At 65.7% G+C, this 20,146-nt stretch carries 20 protein-coding genes; 7 read left to right on the top strand and 13 right to left on the bottom strand.

The genetic code is table 11. The features are described 5' to 3' along the window. Window positions 1–8: 8 nt before the first annotated feature. From C6W92_RS06965 to C6W92_RS06940, 6 genes are all read right to left on the bottom strand, one after another. Window positions 9–2,054 carry an ASKHA domain-containing protein gene (locus tag C6W92_RS06965; protein ID WP_129432283.1) on the bottom strand — a complete coding sequence of 682 codons (2,046 nt, stop codon included), beginning with the start codon at window positions 2,052–2,054 and terminating at the stop codon, window positions 9–11. A gap of 104 nt (window positions 2,055–2,158) precedes the next feature. Beyond that, window positions 2,159–2,854, bottom strand: a complete 696-nt coding sequence (locus tag C6W92_RS06960; RefSeq protein ID WP_129432282.1) for a hypothetical protein — start codon at window positions 2,852–2,854, stop codon at window positions 2,159–2,161. 42 nt (window positions 2,855–2,896) lie between these two features. Continuing rightward, complete coding sequence (locus tag C6W92_RS06955; protein WP_129432281.1) at window positions 2,897–4,057, bottom strand: CaiB/BaiF CoA-transferase family protein; 1,161 nt, start codon at window positions 4,055–4,057, stop codon at window positions 2,897–2,899. 124 nt (window positions 4,058–4,181) lie between these two features. After that, window positions 4,182–5,447 (bottom strand): ABC transporter permease subunit, encoded by a 1,266-nt coding sequence (locus tag C6W92_RS06950; protein WP_129432280.1) that lies wholly within the window; start codon window positions 5,445–5,447, stop codon window positions 4,182–4,184. Further along, a complete protein-coding gene (locus C6W92_RS06945; protein WP_129432279.1) occupies window positions 5,444–6,253 on the bottom strand; it encodes an ABC transporter ATP-binding protein in 810 nt (269 codons plus the stop codon). The genes C6W92_RS06950 and C6W92_RS06945 overlap by 4 nt, the downstream gene beginning before the upstream one ends. An 84-nt stretch (window positions 6,254–6,337) precedes the next feature. Further along, window positions 6,338–7,333, bottom strand: a complete 996-nt coding sequence (locus C6W92_RS06940) for an ABC transporter substrate-binding protein (protein WP_129432278.1) — start codon at window positions 7,331–7,333, stop codon at window positions 6,338–6,340. Window positions 7,334–7,773: 440 nt separating this feature from the next. Between C6W92_RS06940 and C6W92_RS06935 the strand changes: the two genes are divergently transcribed. After that, window positions 7,774–9,171: an aminotransferase class III-fold pyridoxal phosphate-dependent enzyme gene (locus C6W92_RS06935; protein ID WP_129432277.1), complete on the top strand. Its 1,398-nt coding sequence runs from the start codon at window positions 7,774–7,776 to the stop codon at window positions 9,169–9,171. 103 nt (window positions 9,172–9,274) lie between these two features. Here the strand turns inward: C6W92_RS06935 and C6W92_RS06930 are convergent, their stop codons facing one another. The 3 genes from C6W92_RS06930 to C6W92_RS06920 form a co-directional block, all read right to left on the bottom strand. Next, window positions 9,275–10,447, bottom strand: a complete 1,173-nt coding sequence (locus C6W92_RS06930) for a type III PLP-dependent enzyme (RefSeq protein WP_129432276.1) — start codon at window positions 10,445–10,447, stop codon at window positions 9,275–9,277. A gap of 197 nt (window positions 10,448–10,644) precedes the next feature. Continuing rightward, a complete protein-coding gene (locus tag C6W92_RS06925; protein ID WP_129432275.1) occupies window positions 10,645–11,778 on the bottom strand; it encodes an FAD-dependent oxidoreductase in 1,134 nt (377 codons plus the stop codon). A 60-nt stretch (window positions 11,779–11,838) separates the two neighbouring features. Beyond that, window positions 11,839–12,627, bottom strand: coding sequence for a cell cycle transcriptional regulator TrcR (locus C6W92_RS06920; protein WP_129432274.1), 789 nt, complete (start codon window positions 12,625–12,627; stop codon window positions 11,839–11,841). A gap of 134 nt (window positions 12,628–12,761) precedes the next feature. On the opposite strand from C6W92_RS06920, the gene C6W92_RS06915 reads away from it, so the two are divergent. Then, window positions 12,762–13,391: a ribonuclease T2 gene (locus tag C6W92_RS06915; protein ID WP_104020372.1), complete on the top strand. Its 630-nt coding sequence runs from the start codon at window positions 12,762–12,764 to the stop codon at window positions 13,389–13,391. Window positions 13,392–13,437: 46 nt separating this feature from the next. Here C6W92_RS06915 and C6W92_RS06910 read toward each other — a convergent pair whose 3' ends face one another. Genes C6W92_RS06910 through C6W92_RS06895 form a run of 4 tightly spaced genes read right to left on the bottom strand, consistent with a single transcriptional unit; the run spans window position 13,438 to window position 16,786 of the window. Further along, the gene (locus C6W92_RS06910; protein WP_129432273.1) at window positions 13,438–13,986 is read right to left on the bottom strand and encodes a hypothetical protein; all 549 of its coding nucleotides are present in this window, start codon (window positions 13,984–13,986) and stop codon (window positions 13,438–13,440) included. Next, complete coding sequence (locus tag C6W92_RS06905; RefSeq protein WP_129432272.1) at window positions 13,983–15,098, bottom strand: exo-alpha-sialidase; 1,116 nt, start codon at window positions 15,096–15,098, stop codon at window positions 13,983–13,985. Before C6W92_RS06905 ends, C6W92_RS06910 begins: the two co-directional genes overlap by 4 nt. A gap of 1 nt (window position 15,099) precedes the next feature. Next, window positions 15,100–16,083 (bottom strand): NAD(P)H-quinone oxidoreductase, encoded by a 984-nt coding sequence (locus C6W92_RS06900; protein ID WP_129432271.1) that lies wholly within the window; start codon window positions 16,081–16,083, stop codon window positions 15,100–15,102. A gap of 13 nt (window positions 16,084–16,096) precedes the next feature. Further along, window positions 16,097–16,786: a COQ9 family protein gene (locus C6W92_RS06895; RefSeq protein ID WP_129432270.1), complete on the bottom strand. Its 690-nt coding sequence runs from the start codon at window positions 16,784–16,786 to the stop codon at window positions 16,097–16,099. Window positions 16,787–16,890: 104 nt separating this feature from the next. On the opposite strand from C6W92_RS06895, the gene rpsU reads away from it, so the two are divergent. From rpsU to C6W92_RS06870, 5 genes are all read left to right on the top strand, one after another. Next, window positions 16,891–17,097, top strand: a complete 207-nt coding sequence (rpsU, locus tag C6W92_RS06890; protein ID WP_005614280.1) for a 30S ribosomal protein S21 — start codon at window positions 16,891–16,893, stop codon at window positions 17,095–17,097. Window positions 17,098–17,295: 198 nt separating this feature from the next. Beyond that, the gene (gene crcB / locus C6W92_RS06885; protein ID WP_129432269.1) at window positions 17,296–17,673 is read left to right on the top strand and encodes a fluoride efflux transporter CrcB; all 378 of its coding nucleotides are present in this window, start codon (window positions 17,296–17,298) and stop codon (window positions 17,671–17,673) included. Further along, on the top strand, window positions 17,670–18,713 hold the full coding sequence (locus C6W92_RS06880) for an RluA family pseudouridine synthase (protein ID WP_129432268.1): 1,044 nt from the start codon (window positions 17,670–17,672) through the stop codon (window positions 18,711–18,713). Before crcB ends, C6W92_RS06880 begins: the two co-directional genes overlap by 4 nt. Continuing rightward, window positions 18,710–19,393, top strand: coding sequence for an HAD-IA family hydrolase (locus C6W92_RS06875; RefSeq protein ID WP_129432267.1), 684 nt, complete (start codon window positions 18,710–18,712; stop codon window positions 19,391–19,393). The genes C6W92_RS06880 and C6W92_RS06875 overlap by 4 nt, the downstream gene beginning before the upstream one ends. Further along, window positions 19,390–20,112, top strand: coding sequence for an ATP12 family protein (locus C6W92_RS06870; protein ID WP_129432266.1), 723 nt, complete (start codon window positions 19,390–19,392; stop codon window positions 20,110–20,112). The genes C6W92_RS06875 and C6W92_RS06870 overlap by 4 nt, the downstream gene beginning before the upstream one ends. Window positions 20,113–20,146 lie beyond the last annotated feature (34 nt).

Genomic DNA, 20,146 nt, shown 5'->3' with positions numbered 1-20,146 from the left:
GGCGAGCCTCAGCCCCGCCTGCGCCTGCGCCGCCCACCCTCGGCCCCGCTCTCGCCATGGGTGTTGAAGCTGGGGCTGGGCAGCGTCACTACCTTGCGCAGTTCCGGGAACGGGGCGGTCTTGTGCGGGATCGCGTTGGCGGCGACGAAATGCTCCTGGAATTTTGGTTCGATGGCGGTCTCCACCTTGGTGATCTCGCCCACCACGCGCTCGATCTCACGGCGCGCCGCCACGTTGCAGAGAGCGATGCGGGCACCGGTGCCGGCGGCATTGCCCGCGCTCGTCACCTTGTCGAGCGGGACGTCGGGAATCATGCCCAGCACCATCGCGTGCAGGGGCGAAATATGCGCGCCGAAGGCGCCGGCGAGAACGACGCGGTCCACCTTGTCCACGCCACGCTCGTCCATCAAGAGGCGCGCACCGGCATAGAGCGCAGATTTCGCGAGCTGGATGGCACGGATGTCGCCCTGCGTCACGGTAATGCGCGGCCCGCCCTCGTCGGTGCCGTCATGGATGAGGTAGGCATGCGTGCGCCCCTCCGCCTGCATGCGCGGCGTGCCGGTGGCCTCGGCCGAACCCAGAAGACCCGACTCGTCCATCAACCCCGCGATGCGCAATTCTGCCACCGCCTCGATGATGCCGGAGCCGCAGATGCCGGTAATGCCACCCGCGCCCACTTCGTCCGCGAACCCGTCCTCGTCCGACCACTTGTCACAGCCGATGACGCGAAAGCGTGGTTCCTTGGTTTCGGGGTCGATGCGGATCGCCTCGATGGCGCCCGGTGCCGCCCGTTGACCGGAAGAAATCTGTGCGCCCTCGAAGGCCGGGCCGGTGGGCGAGGAACACGCCAGAACGCGGGTCTTGTCGCCCAGCAGGATCTCGGCATTGGTGCCCACATCGACGATGAGGGCCAGATCCTCAGATTTGCCCGGCTCTTCCGACAGTGCCACGGCGGCGCAATCGGCCCCCACATGGCCCGCGATGCAGGGCAGGATATAGACCTGCGCGCGCGGGTTGATGGCGGCGAGATCGAGCTCTTTCGCGCCTAGGGTCAGACTGCCTGAGGTGGCGAGCGCGAAAGGCGCCTGCCCGAGTTCGACCGGGTCGATGCCGAGCAGGAGGTGATGCATGACCGGGTTGCAGACGAAGACCGTCTCGACGATCAGCGCCGGGTCAATCTCCGCCTCCCTGGCAATTTCCCCGGCCAGCGCGTTGATCGCATCGCGCACTGTCGCCGTCATCTCCTTGTCGCCGCCAGGGTTCATCATCGAATAGCTGACCCGGCTCATCAGATCCTCGCCAAAGCGAATCTGCGGATTCATGATGCCCGAGGACGCCTTTACCTCACCGGTCACGAGATCGGTCAGGTGGGCGGCGATGGTGGTGGAGCCGAGGTCGATGGCCAGCCCATAAAGCCCGTCCTCGTGTAGCCCCGGCCAGATTTCGAGCACCTGCGCCGGGTCGTTCTCATGGCCGCGATGGAGTGCCACGGTCACCTGGAACTTGCCCTTGCGCAGCACCGGTTGCAGCCTGGAAAGGAGCGTGAGATCGGCACGGATATCCCCGATGCCCCATTCGCGCTTCAGCGCGCGCGCGAGCCGTTCCAGATCGCCGGTCGGCTCGTGCATGTCGGGCTCGTCCACCTCGACGAAATAGAGCTTGGTCGCCGGGTCCATCTCGATCACCCGGGCCGAGGCGGCCTTGCGCACCACCTGCTTGTGAACCTGGGATTCAGGCGGCACGTCGATCACCACATCGCCCATGACCTGGGCCTGACAACCGAGGCGGCGACCCGGTTTTAGCCCGCGCTTCTGGTCATAGCGCTCCTCGACCTTGTTCCACTCCGACAACGCATTGTCGCGGACCGTCACACCATGCTTGGAAAACTCGCCATAGCCCGGCGTGATCTGGCATTTCGAGCAGATACCGCGCCCGCCGCAGACCGAATCGAGATCGACGCCCAATTGCCGCGCCGCGGTGAGCACCGGGGTGCCCACGGGGAAACGCCCACGCTTGCCCGAGGGGGTGAAGACGACAAGAGGATCGTTTGGCATGGGGCTGGTCCTGCTCATATGTGCCTTTGTCGGAACATAAGCCATAGGCGCGCGCCAGAAAGCCCGCAAGCGTCAGGAATCGGTACGCGCGCGGCATGGCGGCCTCAGGCCCAGGGCAGTTTCAGCCCGAAGAGCCAGATGGCGACCGGCACGGGGGCAGAGGCAATCGCGATGGTCAGGATCGCCAGCGGTGCGCGGAACGTGCCCGAAAGCCCCGAGAGGAAGGCGATCCCGCCGCCCCCGCCGATCACCGAATTGCCGGGAATGTTGATGAGAACGGCGAGGTTCACGTAGCGGTACTTGATGATCCAGCCGCAGTACTTGCGGGGCAGGAGAGCATGGATAAACGCAACCCGGCCTTCTTGCGGCATCGCTTCGAACCGGGCCACGTTATGTGCCGCGCGGATCATGTGCAGATCCGTAAGCACGCGGCGCAGCCAGGCGATCGGCACGGTGCACCCAACGATGAACGCCAGCGACAGACCGCTCGCCGTGGCCACCCACACCAGCGGCGCGATCCCGGGTCCACCTGCCGCAAGCACCGAAAGCCCGATCTCCACCCCCGGAACGAAGGGGATCGCGATGAGCACGGCATAGATGACAAGCACCGCCAGCAGCAGGCCCGGCATTGCCCAGCCGTACTCGTTGCTCAGGATCCAGTTCTCCGCCCAGACGAAGACGAAGTGCAGCCCGATCGCGAGAAGCGCGATGATGGCAAGCCGCGCGAGCGTGCGCAGCACGCCCAGCTTGAGGGGAGGGGGATCGGGCAGGGTGGTAGGGGCCGGGCGGCTATTCTCCATGTGCCGAGTCTAGGCCGTGATCTGCGGCTCGAACAATGCGCGTCACGCTTTGTTCACGTTCTTTTGCAGCCAATCGAGGATCGCCGCGCGATCCCCGTCGAGCGATGGAACGGGTGCGCGCGACGCGGTGTCCTCGAGACCACTCATCTTGATCGGGTTGCCAGCAGCCACGAAGGCCGGTTGTCCCTCGGTGTCCAGCACGTCCACCACCATGTTGCGCGCCAGAATCTGGTGGTCATGAAGCACTTCGGCCACATTCTGGATCGGGCCAGTTGGGACACCGGAGGCTTCCAGCTTCTCGATCCAGTGGGATTTCGGCTGGTCGAGCGTGATCGCCTCGATCAGCCGCTTGAGCGTGCGCGCATTCTCGCATCGTGCCGAGTTGGTGGCGAAACGCGGGTCCTGCGCGAGCGGCAGGCCAAGCACGTCGCAAAGCCGGGCAAAGAGCGCGTCATTCCCGGCGGCGATGACAAATAGGCCGTCGGTGGCGTGAAATGTCTCGAAGGGGCTGATCGAGGGGTGCCGCGCGCCGGATGGCCCGGGCGGGGTGCCCGTGGTGGTGGTGATCGCCACCGCGTGTTCGAGAATCGCGAGTTGGCTGTCGAGCATGGCCACGTCGATCTTGCGCCCCGCGCCGGTTTTCGCGCGGTCTATCACGGCGGCGAGCACGCCCTGCACCAGGTACATTCCCGCCACGATATCGCCGATCGAGGCACCGACGCGCACCGGCTCGCGTCCTGCCTCGCCGGTGATCGACATCACCCCGCCGCGCGCCTGCACCACCATGTCATAGGCAGGCCGCAGCGCATCCGGGCCGGTATGGCCAAAGCCGCTGACTGCGCCATAGATCAGGCGCGGATAACGGGCATGAAGGACATCCCAGCCATAGCCCAACTTTTCCATCACGCCGGGGCGGAAGTTTTCCAGCACGATGTCGGCGCGCTCCAGCAGTTGCTCGAATATCGCGCGGTCGTCCCCGGCCTTGAGGTCGAGTGCGATGGACTGCTTGCCGTGGTTGATCGCGGCAAAATAGGCGCTTGTCCCGTCCTTGAAGGGCGGAAAGGCACGGGTGTCGTCGCCCGTGCCGGGCCGTTCGACCTTGATGATCCGCGCGCCCAGATCGCCGAGGGTAAGCGAGGCGAAGGGGCCTGCCAGAACGTGGGTGAGGTCGAGCACGAGGAGGTCTTGCAGCGGGTTGGTCATGGCATGGCTCTTGTTTCGGTGGTTTCTGGTCCGGTTCTAGCGACCGTGCGTGACGTGTCTCTAACACGGATCAAGGGGGTCGCGATGCAACCCCCTTGTTTTTGCATTTATTCTGGCTGCACCGTCAGATGCGGCCCTTCCACGGTACCAACCATGTCTCGGCCTTGCGCATCAGGATGTCGATACCGTAGCCGATGATACCGATGAGGATGATCCCCATGATCACGATATCAGTGAGCTGAAACCGCGAGGCGACCATGATCATCATGCCCGCACCTTTTTCCGCCGCCACCAGTTCGGCGGCCACGACCGTGCCCCAGCAGACCCCCATCGCGACGCGCGCGCCGGTGAAAATCTCGGGCAGGGAGTTCGGTACGATCACGTGGCGCATCAATTGCCACTTGGAGGCGCCCAGCGAATAGGCGGCGTGCACCTTGGAAATGGCGACACCCGACACACCCGCGCGTGCCGAGATGGTCATGATCCAGAGGGCTGCGAGAAACAGCAGGATGATCTTGCCCGATTCACCGATGCCCGCCCAGATGATGACCAGCGGGATGAGCGCCAGAGGCGGAACGGGGCGCATGAATTCCACGATCGGGTCGAACCAGCCGCGGAACCAGTCGCTGAGGCCCATCGCGTAGCCAAGCGGGATGCCGACAGCGGCCCCGAGCGCAAAGCCCACGATGACGCGGAACAGCGACCAGTAGAGATGCTCCCACAGGGTGAAGTTCTGATAGCCCTCATTCGCGATCTCGCCCACCCGCTTGACCACGTCTTCAGGCGGGGGCAGCCAGATCGGCTCCATCTGCATGCCGCCAGCGGGGCTGAAGTTGAGCGATCCCTTGGAGGTGACCGCAACCTTGCCCGCCGCAACGGAGACGGTTTCGCCCGCGCTTACCGGTTGCCCGTCGATGGCCACGACTTTGGCCCCGTCCTTGCGGGTGATCTCGTCGTTCTTGTCCATCAGGATCAGGTCAGATCGCCATGCGCCCACCGACGAGGCGTCGTTCTTGGCAAAGCCCTCGCCCGGCTCCACCTCTGGGATCTCGACCTCTTCGCCGACGTTGAAGACCCGAACGAGAACGGTGGCGTCATCGCGCGCTCCGTCGGGGGCCTCGAGTGTGTAGGTGAATTCGGCATCGCCCACGAACGGGCCCGGCGCGTGGATCGGCACCCAGTTCGACCCCGTGAACGCGCCCCACAACAGGAAGATCGTCACCACCGAGATGACGCTTGCCCAACGGTCGGGGCGCACCGCGCTTTCATCACCGAAGGTGACGGTCTTGAGCGAGGTGAAATCCCGCATCTGCCGGAACTTGCGCACGCCAAAGCGGACCACGAAGAAGGCCGCGGCGAAGATCGCGATATATATGATGAGGATGATCATGCGCCCACCTCCTCTGTGCGGCCCATGATCTCTTCTTCCATGTCCCAGATCATCGACAGGATCTCCTCGCGTTTCTCCCCGAACGCGGGGTTCTTCTTGACCTCGCGCAGGTCCTTGCCCACGCCGTCATCGGCGAAGGGCAGGCGGTATTCCTTGTGGATGCGGCCCGGGCGCGGGGCCATGACAAGCAGGCGCTCGCCCAGGAGGAGGGCCTCCTCGACCGAGTGGGTGATGAGAATGATGGTCTTGCCGGTCTCCTTCCAGAGCTTGAGCACCAGCCCTTGCATCTTTTCTCGGGTCAGCGCGTCGAGCGCGCCGAGCGGCTCGTCCATCAGGATCACGTCGGGGTCATTGGCCAGGCACCGCGCCAGCGCCACGCGCTGCTGCATCCCGCCTGACAGCTCGTACACCGCCTTGTCCTTGAAATCCTGCAGGCCCACCACGTCGAGCAGGTGATCGACCGTGCCGCGCCATTCCTTCTCGCGCTTGCCGGCCATGCGGGGGCCAAAGCTGACGTTGTCGCGCACGCTCATCCATTCGAACAGCGCGCCTTGCTGAAACACCATGCCGCGTTCGGCGTCGGGGCCGGTTACGGGATGATCGTTGAGGATGATGCGGCCCTCGGTCGGGGCAAGAAAACCGGCTAGAATGTTAAGTAGCGTGGTCTTGCCGCAGCCCGAGGGTCCCAGAACGCTCATCAGCTCGCCGGTGTTAAGTTCGAGCGTGACATCCTGAAGCGCTTGAACGTGACCGCCATTCGGCAGGTCGAACCGCATCGAGATGTTTTCGATGGAGAGTGTCGACATCCTCCGCCCCTTTTCGACTAATAGTGAAATCCGGGTGCGCGGGCCGGGCGCGAAATGCGCCGGCCCGTGCGGGGAGAAGGCGGATCAGGAGCCGCCGGCCGCCTGCTGAAGCGGGCCAATATTGACGTTGTTCTCGTAGGTATCGAGAGCCCCGTCGATGCTGCCCGCCTCGACGAACACGTCGGCCACGCCCTTCATGAAATCCTGCGCGCCGCCGCCGAGCCATTTTGCAGAGAGTTGCTCGTCCACGGGCGGGAAGACAAAGGTGTCAATGGTGGCCGCAGTCGAGTCGACATCCATGCCGCTGTCCTTGGCGATCACCGGCAGCATCTCGTCGCGATTGGCGGGGTCGGCCCACATGGCGTTGGCTTCGGCGGTCACGGCGAGGAACTTGGCCACGATGTCGGAATTCTCGACGACGAAATCGGCCGGGCCAGAGGTCACGTCGAAGACGAGAATCCCGAGGTCTTCCTTCTCCTGACCGGTCAGCAGCACGTTGCCGTGCTCCTTGGCGCGGCGCAGCGAGCCGCCCCACCCGCAGAACAGGTCAACCGCACCCTGCGCGATCGCCGCCGCGCCCTCCGGCGGGGCCATGTTGACCACGTCCATGGTCGAGATATCGACGCCGAAATGGTTCATCTGCTTGAGGAAGCCGTAATGCGCGGCGGTGCCGAGCGGCACGGCGGCCTTCTTGCCTTCAAGCTCTTTGGCGCTGTCCTTGTCGATCTCCAGCGCCTCTGCCACGACGCAGTTATCGTTGTCGGAATAGCTCACCGCCACGTCCACGATCTGCAGATCCTGCCCGGCGCTGACCGCGACCACAAAGGGCGGCACTCCCTGGCTCACCGACAGGTGGATATCACCCGAGGCCATCGCCGCGCTCATCGCGGTGCCGGTGTCGAAGGCGCGCCAGTTGACCTTCGTGCCGAGTGCTTCTTCGTACATACCGGTTTCCTTGGCATACTGGAACGGCATCGGCCATTCGAGGAAATACGCCACATTGAGTTCCTGTGCCCCGGCCGCGCCGCCAAGCAGCGTAGCGCCGGTCACGGCGGAGAGGAGTTTCGCCCTGAGTGTCATGTCTGTCTATCTCCCGTTGGTCATGTTGTGCGGAGCTTGTCCCCGCTTTTCGGCCAGTTGGTCTTCGCGGTCTGTGCCGCTTGTCGTTCAGGCGTCGGTCGCGGCTGACGTGGTCGCCGCAGCGCAAAGTCAACCCGATAGCTGTTCGGCGATCAACGCCATATTCCCGAGCCTACGGAGATTTCAGTAAGTTGGAAAAGAGACTTTCGATTAGGTGGATAGAGGGGCGCACGGTGGTGTCGTGCGGAAATTTGGGCTGTTTTTCAGCATTTTGGCGAGAATATTGATTTTCCGTCGGATATTTTGGACATATCGAATGCCTATTTTTGGACCTATTCGAACGCTTGCGATTGAGGCGACATCGGGTCTTGAGATAGACCGCTGATGCCCAGCCCCGCATCCGGCGTGTGGCTGTGCGCGATTGATGAAGGAGTGACGACATGGATGGAAAACTTCGCGACAACGATATCAGCCACGTGGTCGAGGCCGATCGCGCCCATGTCTGGCATCACCTGATCCAGCACGCACCGTGGACCGGCCCCGATCCAAAGGCCGATCCCCGCATCATCGTCGAGGGGCGCGGCATGCGCGTCTGGGACCAGAAGGGCCGCGAGCATATCGATGCGGTCTCGGGCGGGGTCTGGACGGTCAACGTGGGCTATGGGCGCGAGCGGATTGCCAATGCGGTGCGGGACCAACTCATTCAACTGCCCTATTTTGCAGGCTCCGCCGGGTCAATCCCCGGCGCGATGTTCTCGGAAAAGCTGATCTCGAAAATGCCGGGGATGAGCCGGGTCTACTACACCAACTCGGGCTCTGAGGCGAACGAGAAGGCGTTTAAGATGGTTCGTCAGATCGCGCACAAGCGGTATGGTGGCAAGAAGCACAAGATCCTCTACCGCGACCGCGACTATCATGGCACCACCATTGCCTGCCTGTCGGCGGGCGGTCAGGACGAGCGCAACGCGCAATACGGCCCCTACACACCCGGTTTCGTGCGGGTGCCGCATTGCCTCGAGTACCGCGCGCAATGGGATCTGGCGGGCGAAGCCTATGGCGAGGCTGCCGCCAACGCGATCGAGGAGGTGATCCTGCGCGAAGGCCCCGATACCGTGGGCGCGCTCTGCCTCGAGCCGGTGACGGCGGGCGGCGGTGTCATCGTGCCGCCCGAGGGCTACTGGCCCCGCGTTCAGGAGATCTGCCGCAAGTACGACATCCTCCTGCATATCGACGAGGTGGTGTGCGGCGTTGGACGCACCGGCACATGGTTCGGCTATCAGCATTACGGGGTCGAGCCCGATTTCGTGACCATGGCCAAGGGGGTGGCCTCCGGCTACGCTGCCATCGCCTGTTGCGTGACCAATGAGCGGGTCTTTGATCTCTTTCAGGACGACGCCACCGACCCGATGAACTATTTCCGCGATATCTCCACCTTCGGCGGCTGCACGGCGGGGCCTGCCGCGGCGCTCGAGAACATGGCGATCATCGAGGAAGAGGGCCTGCTGGAGAACACCAATGCAATGGGCGACTACATGCTCGACCAGCTGCGCGCACTTCAGGACAAGCACGCGGTGATCGGCGATGTGCGTGGCAAGGGGCTGTTTCTCGGCGCGGAACTGGTGGCGGATCGTGCGACCAAGGAGCCGGCGGCCGAAAAGATGGTGCAGGCCGTGGTCGCCGACTGCATGGCGGGTGGCGTGGTGATTGGCGCGACCAACCGCTCGTTGCCAGGCTTCAACAACACGCTGTGCTATTCGCCTGCGCTCATCGCAACCAAGGATGACATCGACCAGATCATCACGGCCACCGACGCGGCGCTGACCCGCGTGTTCGGATAAAACCCAAATCGCCCCGAAACACAGGTTTCGGGGCGAGACGGAGCCGGAATTTTCAAAAAATTCCGGACCGGAAACTTTTAAAGTTTCCGGGGCATGGCGGTCGTCAGATCACCATCACATCCAGCGGCGGGAACCCGTTGAAGCCCACCGAGGAATAGCTCGACGTGTAGGCTCCGCATGAACGGATGACGATCCGGTCCCCGGCGCGCAGCCCGACCGGCAGGGCCACGGGACGCTTTTCGTAAAGGACGTCGGCGCTGTCGCAGGACGGCCCGGCAAGGATGCAGGGCCCGGTCGCCTCGTGATCGCGATCGGTCAGGAACGGGTAGCGGATCGCCTCGCCCTCGGTCTCGGCCAGCCCGGAAAAGCGACCGATATCGAGATAGACCCAGCGGCATAGGTCAGCGTCAGATTTACGGCTGACCAGTAGTACCTCGGCGGCGATCATGCCGGCCTCGGCCACCATGCCGCGCCCCGGCTCGGCCATGACGCGGATAGCCCCGGGAAAGCGTTGCTCGACCATCATCATGACGTCGGCAGCATAGCGCCCGGGCGAGGCGATCTCGTCGCCGTAAAAGGCCGGGAACCCGCCGCCGATATTGATGAGCGACAGCGCATGCCCTGCGGCACGCGCCTCGGTCCAGACTGCGTCCACCTGGTCGAGCGTGTCGCGCCACATCTCCGCCCGGCGGGTCTGGCTGCCGACATGAAAGGACAGCCCAACCGGCTCAAGGCCCAACGAGGCGGCCTGATCCATCAGGGCGACGGCACGCTCCGGTGCACAGCCGAACTTGCGGCTGAGCGGCCAGTCGGCCCCGGTCGCGCCGACCAGCAGGCGGATATAGACCTGTGCGCCTGGCGCGTGCTCGGCGATCTTGTCGATCTCCATCTCGGCATCGGCGGCGAAGAGGGTGATCCCCGCGGCATGGGCAAAGGCGATGTCGCTGGCACGCTTCACCGTGTTGCCAAAGGAAATATGCTCGGGTTTCGCTCCGAGACCCAGGCACAGCTCGATCTCGCCGCGCGAGGCGGCGTCGAAGCGTCCGCCCTCGGCGATCAGCGTCTCGATCACTTCGCGAGCCGGGTTGGCCTTGACCGCGTAATGGATATCGGCGCGGCCCAGCCCGGATTTCAGCGCGCGGTAATTCTGTGCCACGACGTCCCGCGACAGCACGAGCGTCGGGCGGTCGAAGGTGTTGGAGCGGATGAAATCGATGAGGGGGGAGGGCGAAGCAATGGCGTCGCGGCCCGCAAAGGGCGTTACGTAGGCGTTCATGGTCATCTCCGATCAAGACCCGGGCATTCAGCCCTTACAGTTCCAAAAGGAGACGTTACCGTCGCTACGTAAACACGGGCGGCAGGACCACCGGCCAGAGGCGCGTGCGTTGGCGTCTATCTCGGCGCAGATAGGGCCAGCTAGCGAACCACGCAAGACATTTCTCGGGTCGGGCATAAGAATCCGTGCGCCCGTGTTCAATCCGCCTGTGCCGGGCGGGGTAGGGTATGTCCGAGAATCGCTTCCGCCCCGAGACGCCCAAGCTCGTCCGAGCATTTGGCGCCGCGCCCGCAACCAGCCGTCGCCACGCCGACACGGTCGGATAACATGGCGATGCGCGCCTGGTCCTCGGGGGTGAAACTCGTCACACAGGCGGCGTGATGCGTGGCCGTGACTTGCAGCCCAGGCATCCGCGCGCGGATCTGCTCATTGAGGTCGCGCGCTACCTCCGGGTTGCCGCCCGAGCGGAACCAGTCGCCGATCTCGGTGGGAGAGCCGAGCGGGCGATCTACCGAATCGCCACCCATCTTGAGATACCAGCGGCCATCGGGATAGCGGATCGGCGGCAGCAGGTAGGGGCCATCGCCATGTGCGTGGAGGTAAATGAGCGGTGGCAGCGCGCTCAGTCGCGCGGCCTCGGCCTCGCTCACCTCGAAGAACGCCACCGTGCGCGCCATCACCGTCAGCGGCACCGCCCCGCCAGTGAGCGCGCCGGTATAGGCTCCCGCCGCGACAAGGACGCGCGCTGCGTCGGTTTGGCCGGCTTCGTGACGGATCGTTATCCCGTCGCTTCCCTCGTCGAGTGCCAGCACACGCGCCGCGATCACCTGTGCACCCGCGCGTTTCGCCGCGCGTGTTTGCGCGGCAACCAGGCGGCGGGCGCTGATGAAACCGGCACGGCGCGGTTCGTGCCAGCCCATGGTGCCGGGTGAAAAGTGGAAATCGGGAAAGCGCGCGGCAAGTTCCACATCGTCAAGACGGTCGCATTCGATTCCGTCGCGCGCCGCAACCGCGCCGATACACTCCATCGCGCGGCTGCCCTCGGGGCCTGCCATGACCACACCACGCTCGGTGTAGAAGGAGATTCCGGCTTGCGCCTCGATCTCGGTATAGCGCGCGATCGAGGCGTGACTTACCCGGCTCCAGAACGGGTCAGGATCGAGGCTGCGGGTGATGCGGCCCTCGTCGTAATGGCTGCCGAAGACGCCGTGATGATCCGCCATCCGGGGCGGCTCGTCCGGGCCTATGAGAACAACATCTTGCCCAGAGCGCGCGAGGTGGCGCGCGGCAGCCGCACCGATGAGACCCCGCCCGATCACGGCGATACGCATGATCCGTCCTCCCCGTCGCCTGTCACGCCCGACGCGTCGATGCCGGACAGCACTGAGCGCTCAGCGGTGGTTGTCCTCGTCTTTGTTGGCGTCCTCGTCCTCGTCCTCGTCATCGTCGTCCCCGGAATCGGAGGGCAGGTTGAACAAGCTGTCGGCATCGAACTTGTCGCGTTGCTTGTCGTCCGCGTCCGGGTCACCGGAGAGGGTAAAGCTTTCCAGCCCCTCGATCGCCGTCGGGATGCGCGGCTCGGTATCGCCGCCGAGGCTCTGCTCGGTGCTCAGGAGCTTGCGACGCTCGTCATCGCTCATTGCCGCACCCTCGGCCGCCTTTTTCTCGGCGGCCTTTTGCACGGCGGCGTCAAGCTCGCTCTGCTTGCACAGTCCGAGCGCCACCGGATCGACGGGCTGCATGTTGGCGATGTTCCAATGCGTGCGCTCGCGGATCGAGGTGATCGTGGGCTTGGTGGTACCGACAAGCCGCGCGATCTGGCTGTCGGCAAGCTCGGGGTGGAACTTGACCAGCCACAGGATTGCGTTGGGCCGATCCTGCCGTTTCGACAGTGGCGTGTAGCGCGGTCCTCGGCGCTTTTCCTCGCCCTGTGCGGCGGCGTTGAACTTGAGTCGCAACTTGTGCGCAGGGTCTTTCTCGGCCCGCGCGATTTCCTCGGCGGTCAGCTGGTTGTTGGCAATCGGGTCGAATCCCTTGACGCCGGTGGCGACGTCGCCATCGGCGATGCCCTGCACCTCCAACTCGTGCAACCCGCAGAAATCCGCGATCTGCTTGAAGCTGATCGTCGTGTTGTCCACCAGCCAGACGGCGGTGGCCTTGGTCATGATTGGCTTGGACATGATGCCACGTCTCCTTCACTCACGTCTTTTTCGGCGCCCGGCGAGGGCGGTCCCGGCACGACCGGGACGAGTTTCCATTGTCGGGGAAATCCCGTGCCATATACTCAACCCGGGCTGAAAAGGAAAGAGCAAGAATGCGCTCTCTCGTGCGACTGACAGCGGTGCTATTGCTGGCCGCACTTCCGGCGCGGGCCGACCGCGCGGGCGTGTTCGATTACTACGTGCTGTCACTGAGCTGGTCGCCCACGTGGTGCGCGCTCGAGGGTCGCGAACGCGGGGCCGCGCAATGTGCGCAAGAGCATGGCTGGGTGCTTCACGGGCTCTGGCCGCAATATCACCGGGGATGGCCCGCGCATTGCCAGAGCGCGCACCGCCCGCCCTCGCGCGGCATGACCGCCGGTATGGCCGATATCATGGGCGCGCCCGGTCTCGCGTGGCACCAGTGGAAAAAGCATGGGACCTGTTCGGGCCTGTCGCCAGAGGATTACTTTGCGCTGGCCCGGCGCGCCTATGCGCAGGTCAACCGCCCGGAGGTCTTTCGCACGCTTGACCGCCCTGTAAAACTGCCCGCGCGCGTCGTGGAAGAGGCATTTCTGGAGGCGAACCCGGGATGGGAGCGCGACATGCTCACCATCACCTGCCGCGCGGGCCGCATCCAGGAGGCGCGGTTGTGTCTCACGAAATCGCTGGAGCCGGTGCCCTGCGGTCGCGACGTGGTCCGCGACTGCGCGATGCGGGATGCGCTGCTCGATCCCGTTCGATAACGCTTCTTCTTGCTGAAAATACTCGTAATCCGACCGTCGCGACCGGTCAAAAGACCTGCATCAGGAGCACCACCACCGCCACCGGCATCAGCATCGCGTGAAGGACGTGGTCGAACCAGTTGCTGCTGCCCAGCCTGGCAACCCACAGCGCCTGCCCGGCAACGGAGACCAGCGGCAGGAACAGCGTTTCCGACACTATCCCGTACACGCACACCGCCAGCACCATCGCGGCCACCGGCCAGGGCGCGTACCCCAGCCGGTAGAGGTCGACCGGAACGAGACCCATCGCCGAGGCGAGAAAGGCGGAATAGGCGGCAAGGAAAATCAGCAGTTCGGCCGTGCCGAACGGCACCACTGGCAGCCCCCACGCGGCCGCAAGGTCGCGCAGAGCGAGGGCGGGGAGCATCACGCCCAAGGGCGACAGAAGCGCCATCGCCCCGGCCACCGGGGTGCTGCGTTGCAATACCAGAACCAGCGCCGACACCACGCCCCCGGCCGCGCTTGCAACTGCTGGCCCGACCCAGAGACCGGCCAGCGCGAACCCCGCCCAGCCCAGAACGATCGCCATCCCGATATGGTCGAACGCCCCTCTCATCGCGCTGCCACCCATGCCGCGTCGAATACATGTGCCGCAACACCGTGCTTGCCGCCGGTGGAATGAACCAGCACGATCTCGTCACCTACCCGGCGCAACATCGGGTAGCGAAGCGCGCCCGGGCCTGTAAGCCGGTGAATCTCGCGCCAACTCGTGCCCTCGTCGTCCGACACCGACAGGATCAGCGCATCGGGGGAGGCGGCATCGGCATTCGCGGCCATCAGGAGCCGACCGCCGCCCAGCGAAAGCGCCGCCACCGGAGCGCTCGGGTTGTAATGGCCTGTGGGTTCTGGCGCGCTCCAGTCTTGCCCACCATCGTCGGTACGGCTCAGCCAGAGCACGTCGCTGCGGTCGAAATCGCGCAGGAAAGCCAGCGCGCGCTGCGCGTCAAGCGGCACGATCATTGGCTGGATCACCTTGGCGCGTCGGCTGCGCATCCAACGCCGGTCACGCACGCGGCCCGCATCGTCGAAGCGGACCAGTGCGCCGAAGGTCGGCCCCATCTCGAAATAGGCGGGCAGGGCGTAGCTTCCGTCTTCGTAGGCCAGCATCGGAGATTTCACGAGAAAGGACCGGTTGAGGATCGGCGACAGGTCGAGCTTGCTTGCCGTCACCGGCCCGTCGCGCGACATCGTGACATCGGCGATGGCCGCCATCGCCCATCCCCCCACCGAGACCACGGTCGCCAGCAGGTGCCCAGGGGCGCCGTCATGCGACATCGTGTTGCCCAGCGTCACGACAAGCTGATGCGGCTCCAGCGCACGTCCAAGGCCCTCGCGGGTGAGGTGTGGTTCGGGCTCCGACGCCTGCCACGTGTCACCTTGCCGCCGCAAGTCCACGCCCCAGATATCCACGTCCGGTTGCGCCTCGGCGGATCCTTGGAACCACAGCACCGAGACGCGATCTTCGCGTGGCACGATCGCGGGCGCATGCGCCTGCCCGGTCTCGGGGCGATGGTCGAGAACGGTGCAGTACTGCCCGTTGCCCGTTTCGGGGAGCGGGTCGGGCAACATGAAGCGCCAGCATAGCGTCCTGTCGCGCCGGATTGCCGCCGCGCTCAGGCCGAGGCTTAGCGCGGCGAGCGCGAGGATAGCCAGCGGGACCAAGTCCAAGTCAGTCCACCCTGAGGACGATCTTGCCGATATGCGCGCTCGATTCCATCCTTTCGTGGGCGGCCGCCGCCTCTTCCAGCGGGAACTCGGAATCCATCACCGGCGCGACGCGACCCGCCTCGATCAACGGCCAGACATGTGTGCGCAGCCCTTCGGCGATGCGCGCCTTGGCGAGGTCGCTCTGCGGGCGCAGAGTGCTGCCGGTGATCGTCAGGCGGCGCATCATCACCTGCGCGAAGTTCAATTCCACCTTGGGGCCTTGCAGGAACGCGATCTGCACCAGCCGTCCGTCATCGGCCAGCGCCTTGACGTTGCGCGGCAGGTAATCGCCGCCGACCATGTCGAGGATCAGGTCGGCCCCGCCCTCCGCGCGCAGCACCTCGACGAAATCCTCCTCTCGGTAATTGATCGCGCGCTCCGCGCCCAAGCGCTCGCAGACCGCGCATTTCTCGGTCGATCCGGCGGTGGCAAAGACCCGCGCGCCGAAGGCGTGGGCCAGTTGGATGGCGGTGGTGCCGATGCCCGAAGAGCCACCATGCACGAGGAACCGCTCGCCGCCCTTGAGTGCCCCGCGCCCGAAAACGTTGGACCAGACGGTAAAGAAGGTCTCGGGAAGACAGGCGGCCTCGCGCAACTCCATTCCTGCGGGGACGGGCAGGCAATGGGCCGCCGGGGTGGTGACGTATTGCGCATAGCCGCCGCCGGGCAAGAGCGCGCAGACCTTGTCGCCGACGGCGAGGTCGCTCACGCCCGCGCCGCGGGCCACGATCTCGCCCGCGCCCTCGAGCCCGGGCAGGTCCGACGCGCCGGGCGGCGGCGCATACATGCCTGCGCGTTGCAGAGCGTCGGGCCGATTCACGCCGGCCCATTTGAGCCGGATGAGAACCTCGTCCGCTGCCGGCTCCGGCACCGGGCGGGTGGTGGCGCGCAGCACATCGGGGCCGCCCGGTTCGGCGATTTCGACCGCCGTCATCGTCTTTGTCATGTCTTGCCTTTCTTTAGTTCGGTGTGCGCCACCGGCCCGGCATCCCGGCTTGTTGCCGGTTCCCGGGGGCCTTGACGCGCCCGAGGAAGCCAAGCGGTCCGGCCATCAGGCCAGAGACGAGCCGGTTCTCGCGGGCCTTTGCCTTGACCTTCTCGATCTGCATTACGTCGTCGATACGGCGGTCGAGGAATTCCCATGTTCGCGCATGCCCCTCGCTATCGTCTCCAAGCCAGTAGAGTACGGTTGCCCCGTAGACGCCCGAGAGCGTGGCGCGCTTGGTATACCAGTTGATGTCGCGCGACGTGTCGCCCAGCGCCGTCCAGATGTGATCGGCGGTGCGCCACAGGGCGCCGGTGCCGTCGGCGGCGTGCTGGGGCAGGGCGAAAAGCGTCATGCCGCGCCGTACCAGTTCGCGATCCTCGACAAGGTCGAGCCGGGTGCGCACCGCAAAAGCCACCCGGTCGCGAAACCGCATCTCGCCGAGGTCGGCGGCCTGCAATGTATCGACCATCGCGGCATCGCCCGCCTCGTGATAGGCGAGCGCCAGATCGACCGCGCCGCGCGGGCAGACGGCATCGATCATCGCGCGGTCGATACCGGCCTCGGTGGCGGCCAGCCGCAGGGTTGTCTCGCTCCACCCGTCGAAGGGAACGTGCGGTTTGGCGGCCTCCAGAAGGCGGGTTTTCACATCGGTATCGGGCATCGGATTCCCCCTTTCGGGCACCCTAGACAAGCCAGGGACGCTTTGCTATACGGCCATTTCCTGCAACTTATTGCAACTTCAACTTGGGAAGGTGGTGACACCACATGCAGGTTAGTGTTCGCGACAACAATGTCGATCAGGCGCTCCGTGCCCTGAAGAAGAAATTGCAGCGCGAAGGCGTTTTCCGCGAAATGAAGCTCAAGCAGCATTTCGAGAAACCGTCCGAGAAAAAAGCGCGCGAGAAGGCCGAAGCGATTCGCCGTGCCCGGAAACTGGCACGCAAGAAAGCGCAGCGCGAAGGTCTGCTCTGAGCGCGTCCGCCGCGATTCACTCGTGACACGAAAAAGACGACCCCCGGGCGGATGCTTCGGGGGTTTGTCGTTTTGGGGGGAGGCCAATTTCCGGTGTCGGTATTCTGTCGGTATCGCGTCGGTATTCCATCGGTGCCAAAGAGCGGTCGGCGCGCAGCGCGCTTGACAACCCCGGGGCCCCGCGCGAGACACCGCGCCATGATGATGACCATTCTCCAGGTGGCCGCGGGCGGCGCGCTGGGCGCGGTGCTGCGCCTCGGGGTGACCCTGGGCATGGCGCGGGTCGCGTCCCCCGGCTTCCCTCTGGGGGTGCTGACGGTGAACGTGCTGGGCTCGTTCCTCATCGGTGCGCTGGTCGTGCTCTCGTTCCATCGCGGTTTCGACCACCTCAACCCGTTCCTTGTCACCGGCATCCTGGGCGGGTTCACCACGTTCTCGACCTTCTCGCTGGAGGCGCTGACGCTCTATGAGCGGGGTGCGATGGGTGCGGCGTTGTCCTATGTCGGGCTGTCGGTGGTCCTGTCGCTGGCGGCGGTCGCGCTGGGGGCCTGGGCGATGCGGGCGGTGGTGGCATGAGCGGGGTCCAGACGCGCAGCGTGGCCCCGGGCGAGGGTGATCAGCGGCTCGACCGCTGGCTGCGGCGGCAGTTTCCGCACCTGACGCAAGGCCAGATCGAAAAGATGTGCCGCAAGGGCGAGCTCCGGGTAGAGGGCGGACGGGTAAAGTCCGCGACCCGGCTGCAGGAGGGGCAGAGCGTGCGCATCCCCCCCATCCCCGATCCAGGCACGCGGCCCGCGCCGGACGCGACGCGCATCAGCGATGCCGATGCCGCGATGATCCGCGCCTGCGTCATCTACCGCGACGATCACGTGATTGCACTCAACAAGCCGCCGGGCCTGCCGGTGCAAGGCGGCAGCGGACAGGCGCGGCACGTGGACGGGCTGGCCGAGGCGCTGCGCTTTGGCGCGGAGGACAAGCCGCGCCTCGTCCACCGGCTGGACAAGGACACCTCGGGTGTGCTGGTGCTGGCGCGGAGCCGCGAGGCCGCCAAGGGGCTGACGGCGGCGTTCCGGCACCGCGCCACGCGCAAGATCTACTGGGCCGCCGTGGCCGGTGCGCCGAGCCCGCGCGTGGGCACGGTGCGTTATGGTCTCGTCAAAGCACCGGGGCATGGCGCGGGCGGCGAGGGCGAGAAGATGCACTGCCTGCACCCGCGCGACGTGGCGGGCACGCCCGGCGCCAAGGCGGCCACCACCGATTACGCGATGATCGAGAACGCCGGCGGGCGCGTGTCGTGGATGGCGCTCACCCCCGTTACCGGGCGCACCCACCAGTTGCGCGCGCACATGGCCGAGATCGGGCATCCCATCATCGGCGACGGCAAGTATGGCGGCTCTGGGCAGGAGAATCTCGGCGATGGCTGGGGCGCGCAACTTGGCGGTGAAGTGAGCCGCAAGCTGCACCTGCACGCCCGCTCGCTGACCATCGAGCACCCGGTGACGCGGGCGATCCTGCACCTGACCGCGCCGCTGCCCGCGCACATGGCGCGGACATGGGACCTGTTTCAGTGGCAGGCCTCCGAGGCGCCGGAGGACCCGTTCGAGGATCTCGTATGAGCGGGCGGCTGCGCCTCGTGATTTTCGACGTGGATGGCACGCTGGTGGACAGCCAGCACGACATCCTCGCGGCGATGCACGAAGGGTTCGCCGCCGTGGGCGAGGTCGCGCCTGCGCGCGAGACGATCCTCGGGATCGTCGGTCTATCGCTCGACGTGGCAGTGGCGCGGCTCGCGCCACACCTTCCGGAGGCGGCGCGGCGCGAGATCGTGGAGGGCTACAAGTCGGCCTACATGAAACTGCGGGCCGGGCAGGCGGTGGCCACCTCCTCACCGTTCTACCCGCAAGCGCGCGAGACCCTGGACGCGCTGCGCGCGGTGCCCGAGCTGCTCTTGGGCGTGGCCACCGGAAAATCGGCGCGCGGGCTGACAAAGCTGCTGGAGGGGCACGCGCTGGATGGGTATTTCGTCACCAGGCAGGTGGCAGATCATCACCCCTCCAAGCCGCATCCCGCGATGCTGCACGCGGCGCTGGCCGAGACGGGCGTCGCGCCGCAGGACGCGGTGATGGTCGGCGACACGAGCTATGACATGGAGATGGCGCGGGCCGCCGGAATCGCCGGAATCGGCGTGACATGGGGCTATCACCGCGCCGACGCACTGGATGGCGCCGCGCGGCTGGTGGACGATTTCGGCCAGCTTGCGGCGGCGCTTATGGATGACTGGGGGATGTGGCGATGAGCGAATGGGCGGCCAAACGGTTCTGGAATGCGGCGGAAGTCGCGGAGGCCGGGGGCGGCTTTGGCGTGCGGCTTGACGGGCGGGCGGTGCGCACGCCCGCCAAGGCCGAACTGGTGGTGCCGACGCAGGCGCTGGCACGCGAGATTGCCGCCGAGTGGGACGCGCAGGAGGGCGAGATCGTGCCCGCGACCATGCCCCTGACCCGCGCCGCAAATGCCGCCATCGACCGTGTGGCGCGTGAGCAGGCAGCGGTGGCCGCGATGCTGGCGGAGTATGGCAGCAGCGACCTGCTGTGCTACCGGGCGGAGAGCCCCGCCGAGCTGGTCGCGCGGCAGGCAGAGGCGTGGGATCCGCTGCTCGATTGGGCCGAATCGGTCTTTTCGGCACGGCTGCGCACGACAAGTGGAGTCATGCACGTGACGCAGGACGCGGCGGCGCTGGAGCGGCTGCATGCGGAGGTTCGGCTGCTCGACATATGGGCGTTGACGGCGTTTCATGACCTCGTCTGCCTGAGCGGCTCGCTGGTTATCGGTCTTGCGGCGCTGCGCGATCAGGCTCCACTGGAGGCGCTCTGGCGGGCGTCGCGCATCGACGAATCCTGGCAGCAAGAGCAATGGGGTAGCGACGAAGAGGCCGAAGCGGTGGCGCGAAAGAAAGAATGTGACTTCTTCAACGCCAAACACTTTCACGATCTTTCGCGACCCCTTTGGGAGCGGTGATTTCACCGCCATGCCACGTTAACCCTGCGGCACC

The sequence above is a fragment of the Roseovarius sp. A46 genome (assembly GCF_004126395.1).
Taxonomy (GTDB): Bacteria; Pseudomonadota; Alphaproteobacteria; order Rhodobacterales; family Rhodobacteraceae; genus Roseovarius; species Roseovarius nitratireducens.
This window is presented reverse-complemented; position numbering and strand designations above follow the sequence as displayed.

Bases quoted from the DNA above. Each gene is read 5' to 3' on its own strand.
- C6W92_RS06945 (WP_129432279.1), bottom strand. From the start codon at position 6,253: ATGTCGACACTCTCCATCGAAAACATCTCGATGCGGTTCGACCTGCCG.
- C6W92_RS06910 (WP_129432273.1), bottom strand. From the start codon at position 13,986: ATGAGAGGGGCGTTCGACCATATCGGGATGGCGATCGTTCTGGGCTGG.
- C6W92_RS06920 (WP_129432274.1), bottom strand. From the start codon at position 12,627: ATGTCCAAGCCAATCATGACCAAGGCCACCGCCGTCTGGCTGGTGGAC.
- C6W92_RS06950 (WP_129432280.1), bottom strand. From the start codon at position 5,447: ATGATCATCCTCATCATATATATCGCGATCTTCGCCGCGGCCTTCTTC.
- C6W92_RS06900 (WP_129432271.1), bottom strand. From the start codon at position 16,083: ATGACAAAGACGATGACGGCGGTCGAAATCGCCGAACCGGGCGGCCCC.
- C6W92_RS06935 (WP_129432277.1), top strand. From the start codon at position 7,774: ATGGATGGAAAACTTCGCGACAACGATATCAGCCACGTGGTCGAGGCC.
- C6W92_RS06870 (WP_129432266.1), top strand. From the start codon at position 19,390: ATGAGCGAATGGGCGGCCAAACGGTTCTGGAATGCGGCGGAAGTCGCG.
- C6W92_RS06925 (WP_129432275.1), bottom strand. From the start codon at position 11,778: ATGCGTATCGCCGTGATCGGGCGGGGTCTCATCGGTGCGGCTGCCGCG.
- rpsU (WP_005614280.1), top strand. From the start codon at position 16,891: ATGCAGGTTAGTGTTCGCGACAACAATGTCGATCAGGCGCTCCGTGCC.
- C6W92_RS06895 (WP_129432270.1), bottom strand. From the start codon at position 16,786: ATGCCCGATACCGATGTGAAAACCCGCCTTCTGGAGGCCGCCAAACCG.
- C6W92_RS06875 (WP_129432267.1), top strand. From the start codon at position 18,710: ATGAGCGGGCGGCTGCGCCTCGTGATTTTCGACGTGGATGGCACGCTG.
- C6W92_RS06930 (WP_129432276.1), bottom strand. From the start codon at position 10,447: ATGAACGCCTACGTAACGCCCTTTGCGGGCCGCGACGCCATTGCTTCG.
- C6W92_RS06955 (WP_129432281.1), bottom strand. From the start codon at position 4,057: ATGACCAACCCGCTGCAAGACCTCCTCGTGCTCGACCTCACCCACGTT.
- C6W92_RS06940 (WP_129432278.1), bottom strand. From the start codon at position 7,333: ATGACACTCAGGGCGAAACTCCTCTCCGCCGTGACCGGCGCTACGCTG.
- C6W92_RS06965 (WP_129432283.1), bottom strand. From the start codon at position 2,054: ATGCCAAACGATCCTCTTGTCGTCTTCACCCCCTCGGGCAAGCGTGGG.
- C6W92_RS06880 (WP_129432268.1), top strand. From the start codon at position 17,670: ATGAGCGGGGTCCAGACGCGCAGCGTGGCCCCGGGCGAGGGTGATCAG.
- C6W92_RS06915 (WP_104020372.1), top strand. From the start codon at position 12,762: ATGCGCTCTCTCGTGCGACTGACAGCGGTGCTATTGCTGGCCGCACTT.
- C6W92_RS06960 (WP_129432282.1), bottom strand. From the start codon at position 2,854: ATGGAGAATAGCCGCCCGGCCCCTACCACCCTGCCCGATCCCCCTCCC.
- crcB (WP_129432269.1), top strand. From the start codon at position 17,296: ATGATGATGACCATTCTCCAGGTGGCCGCGGGCGGCGCGCTGGGCGCG.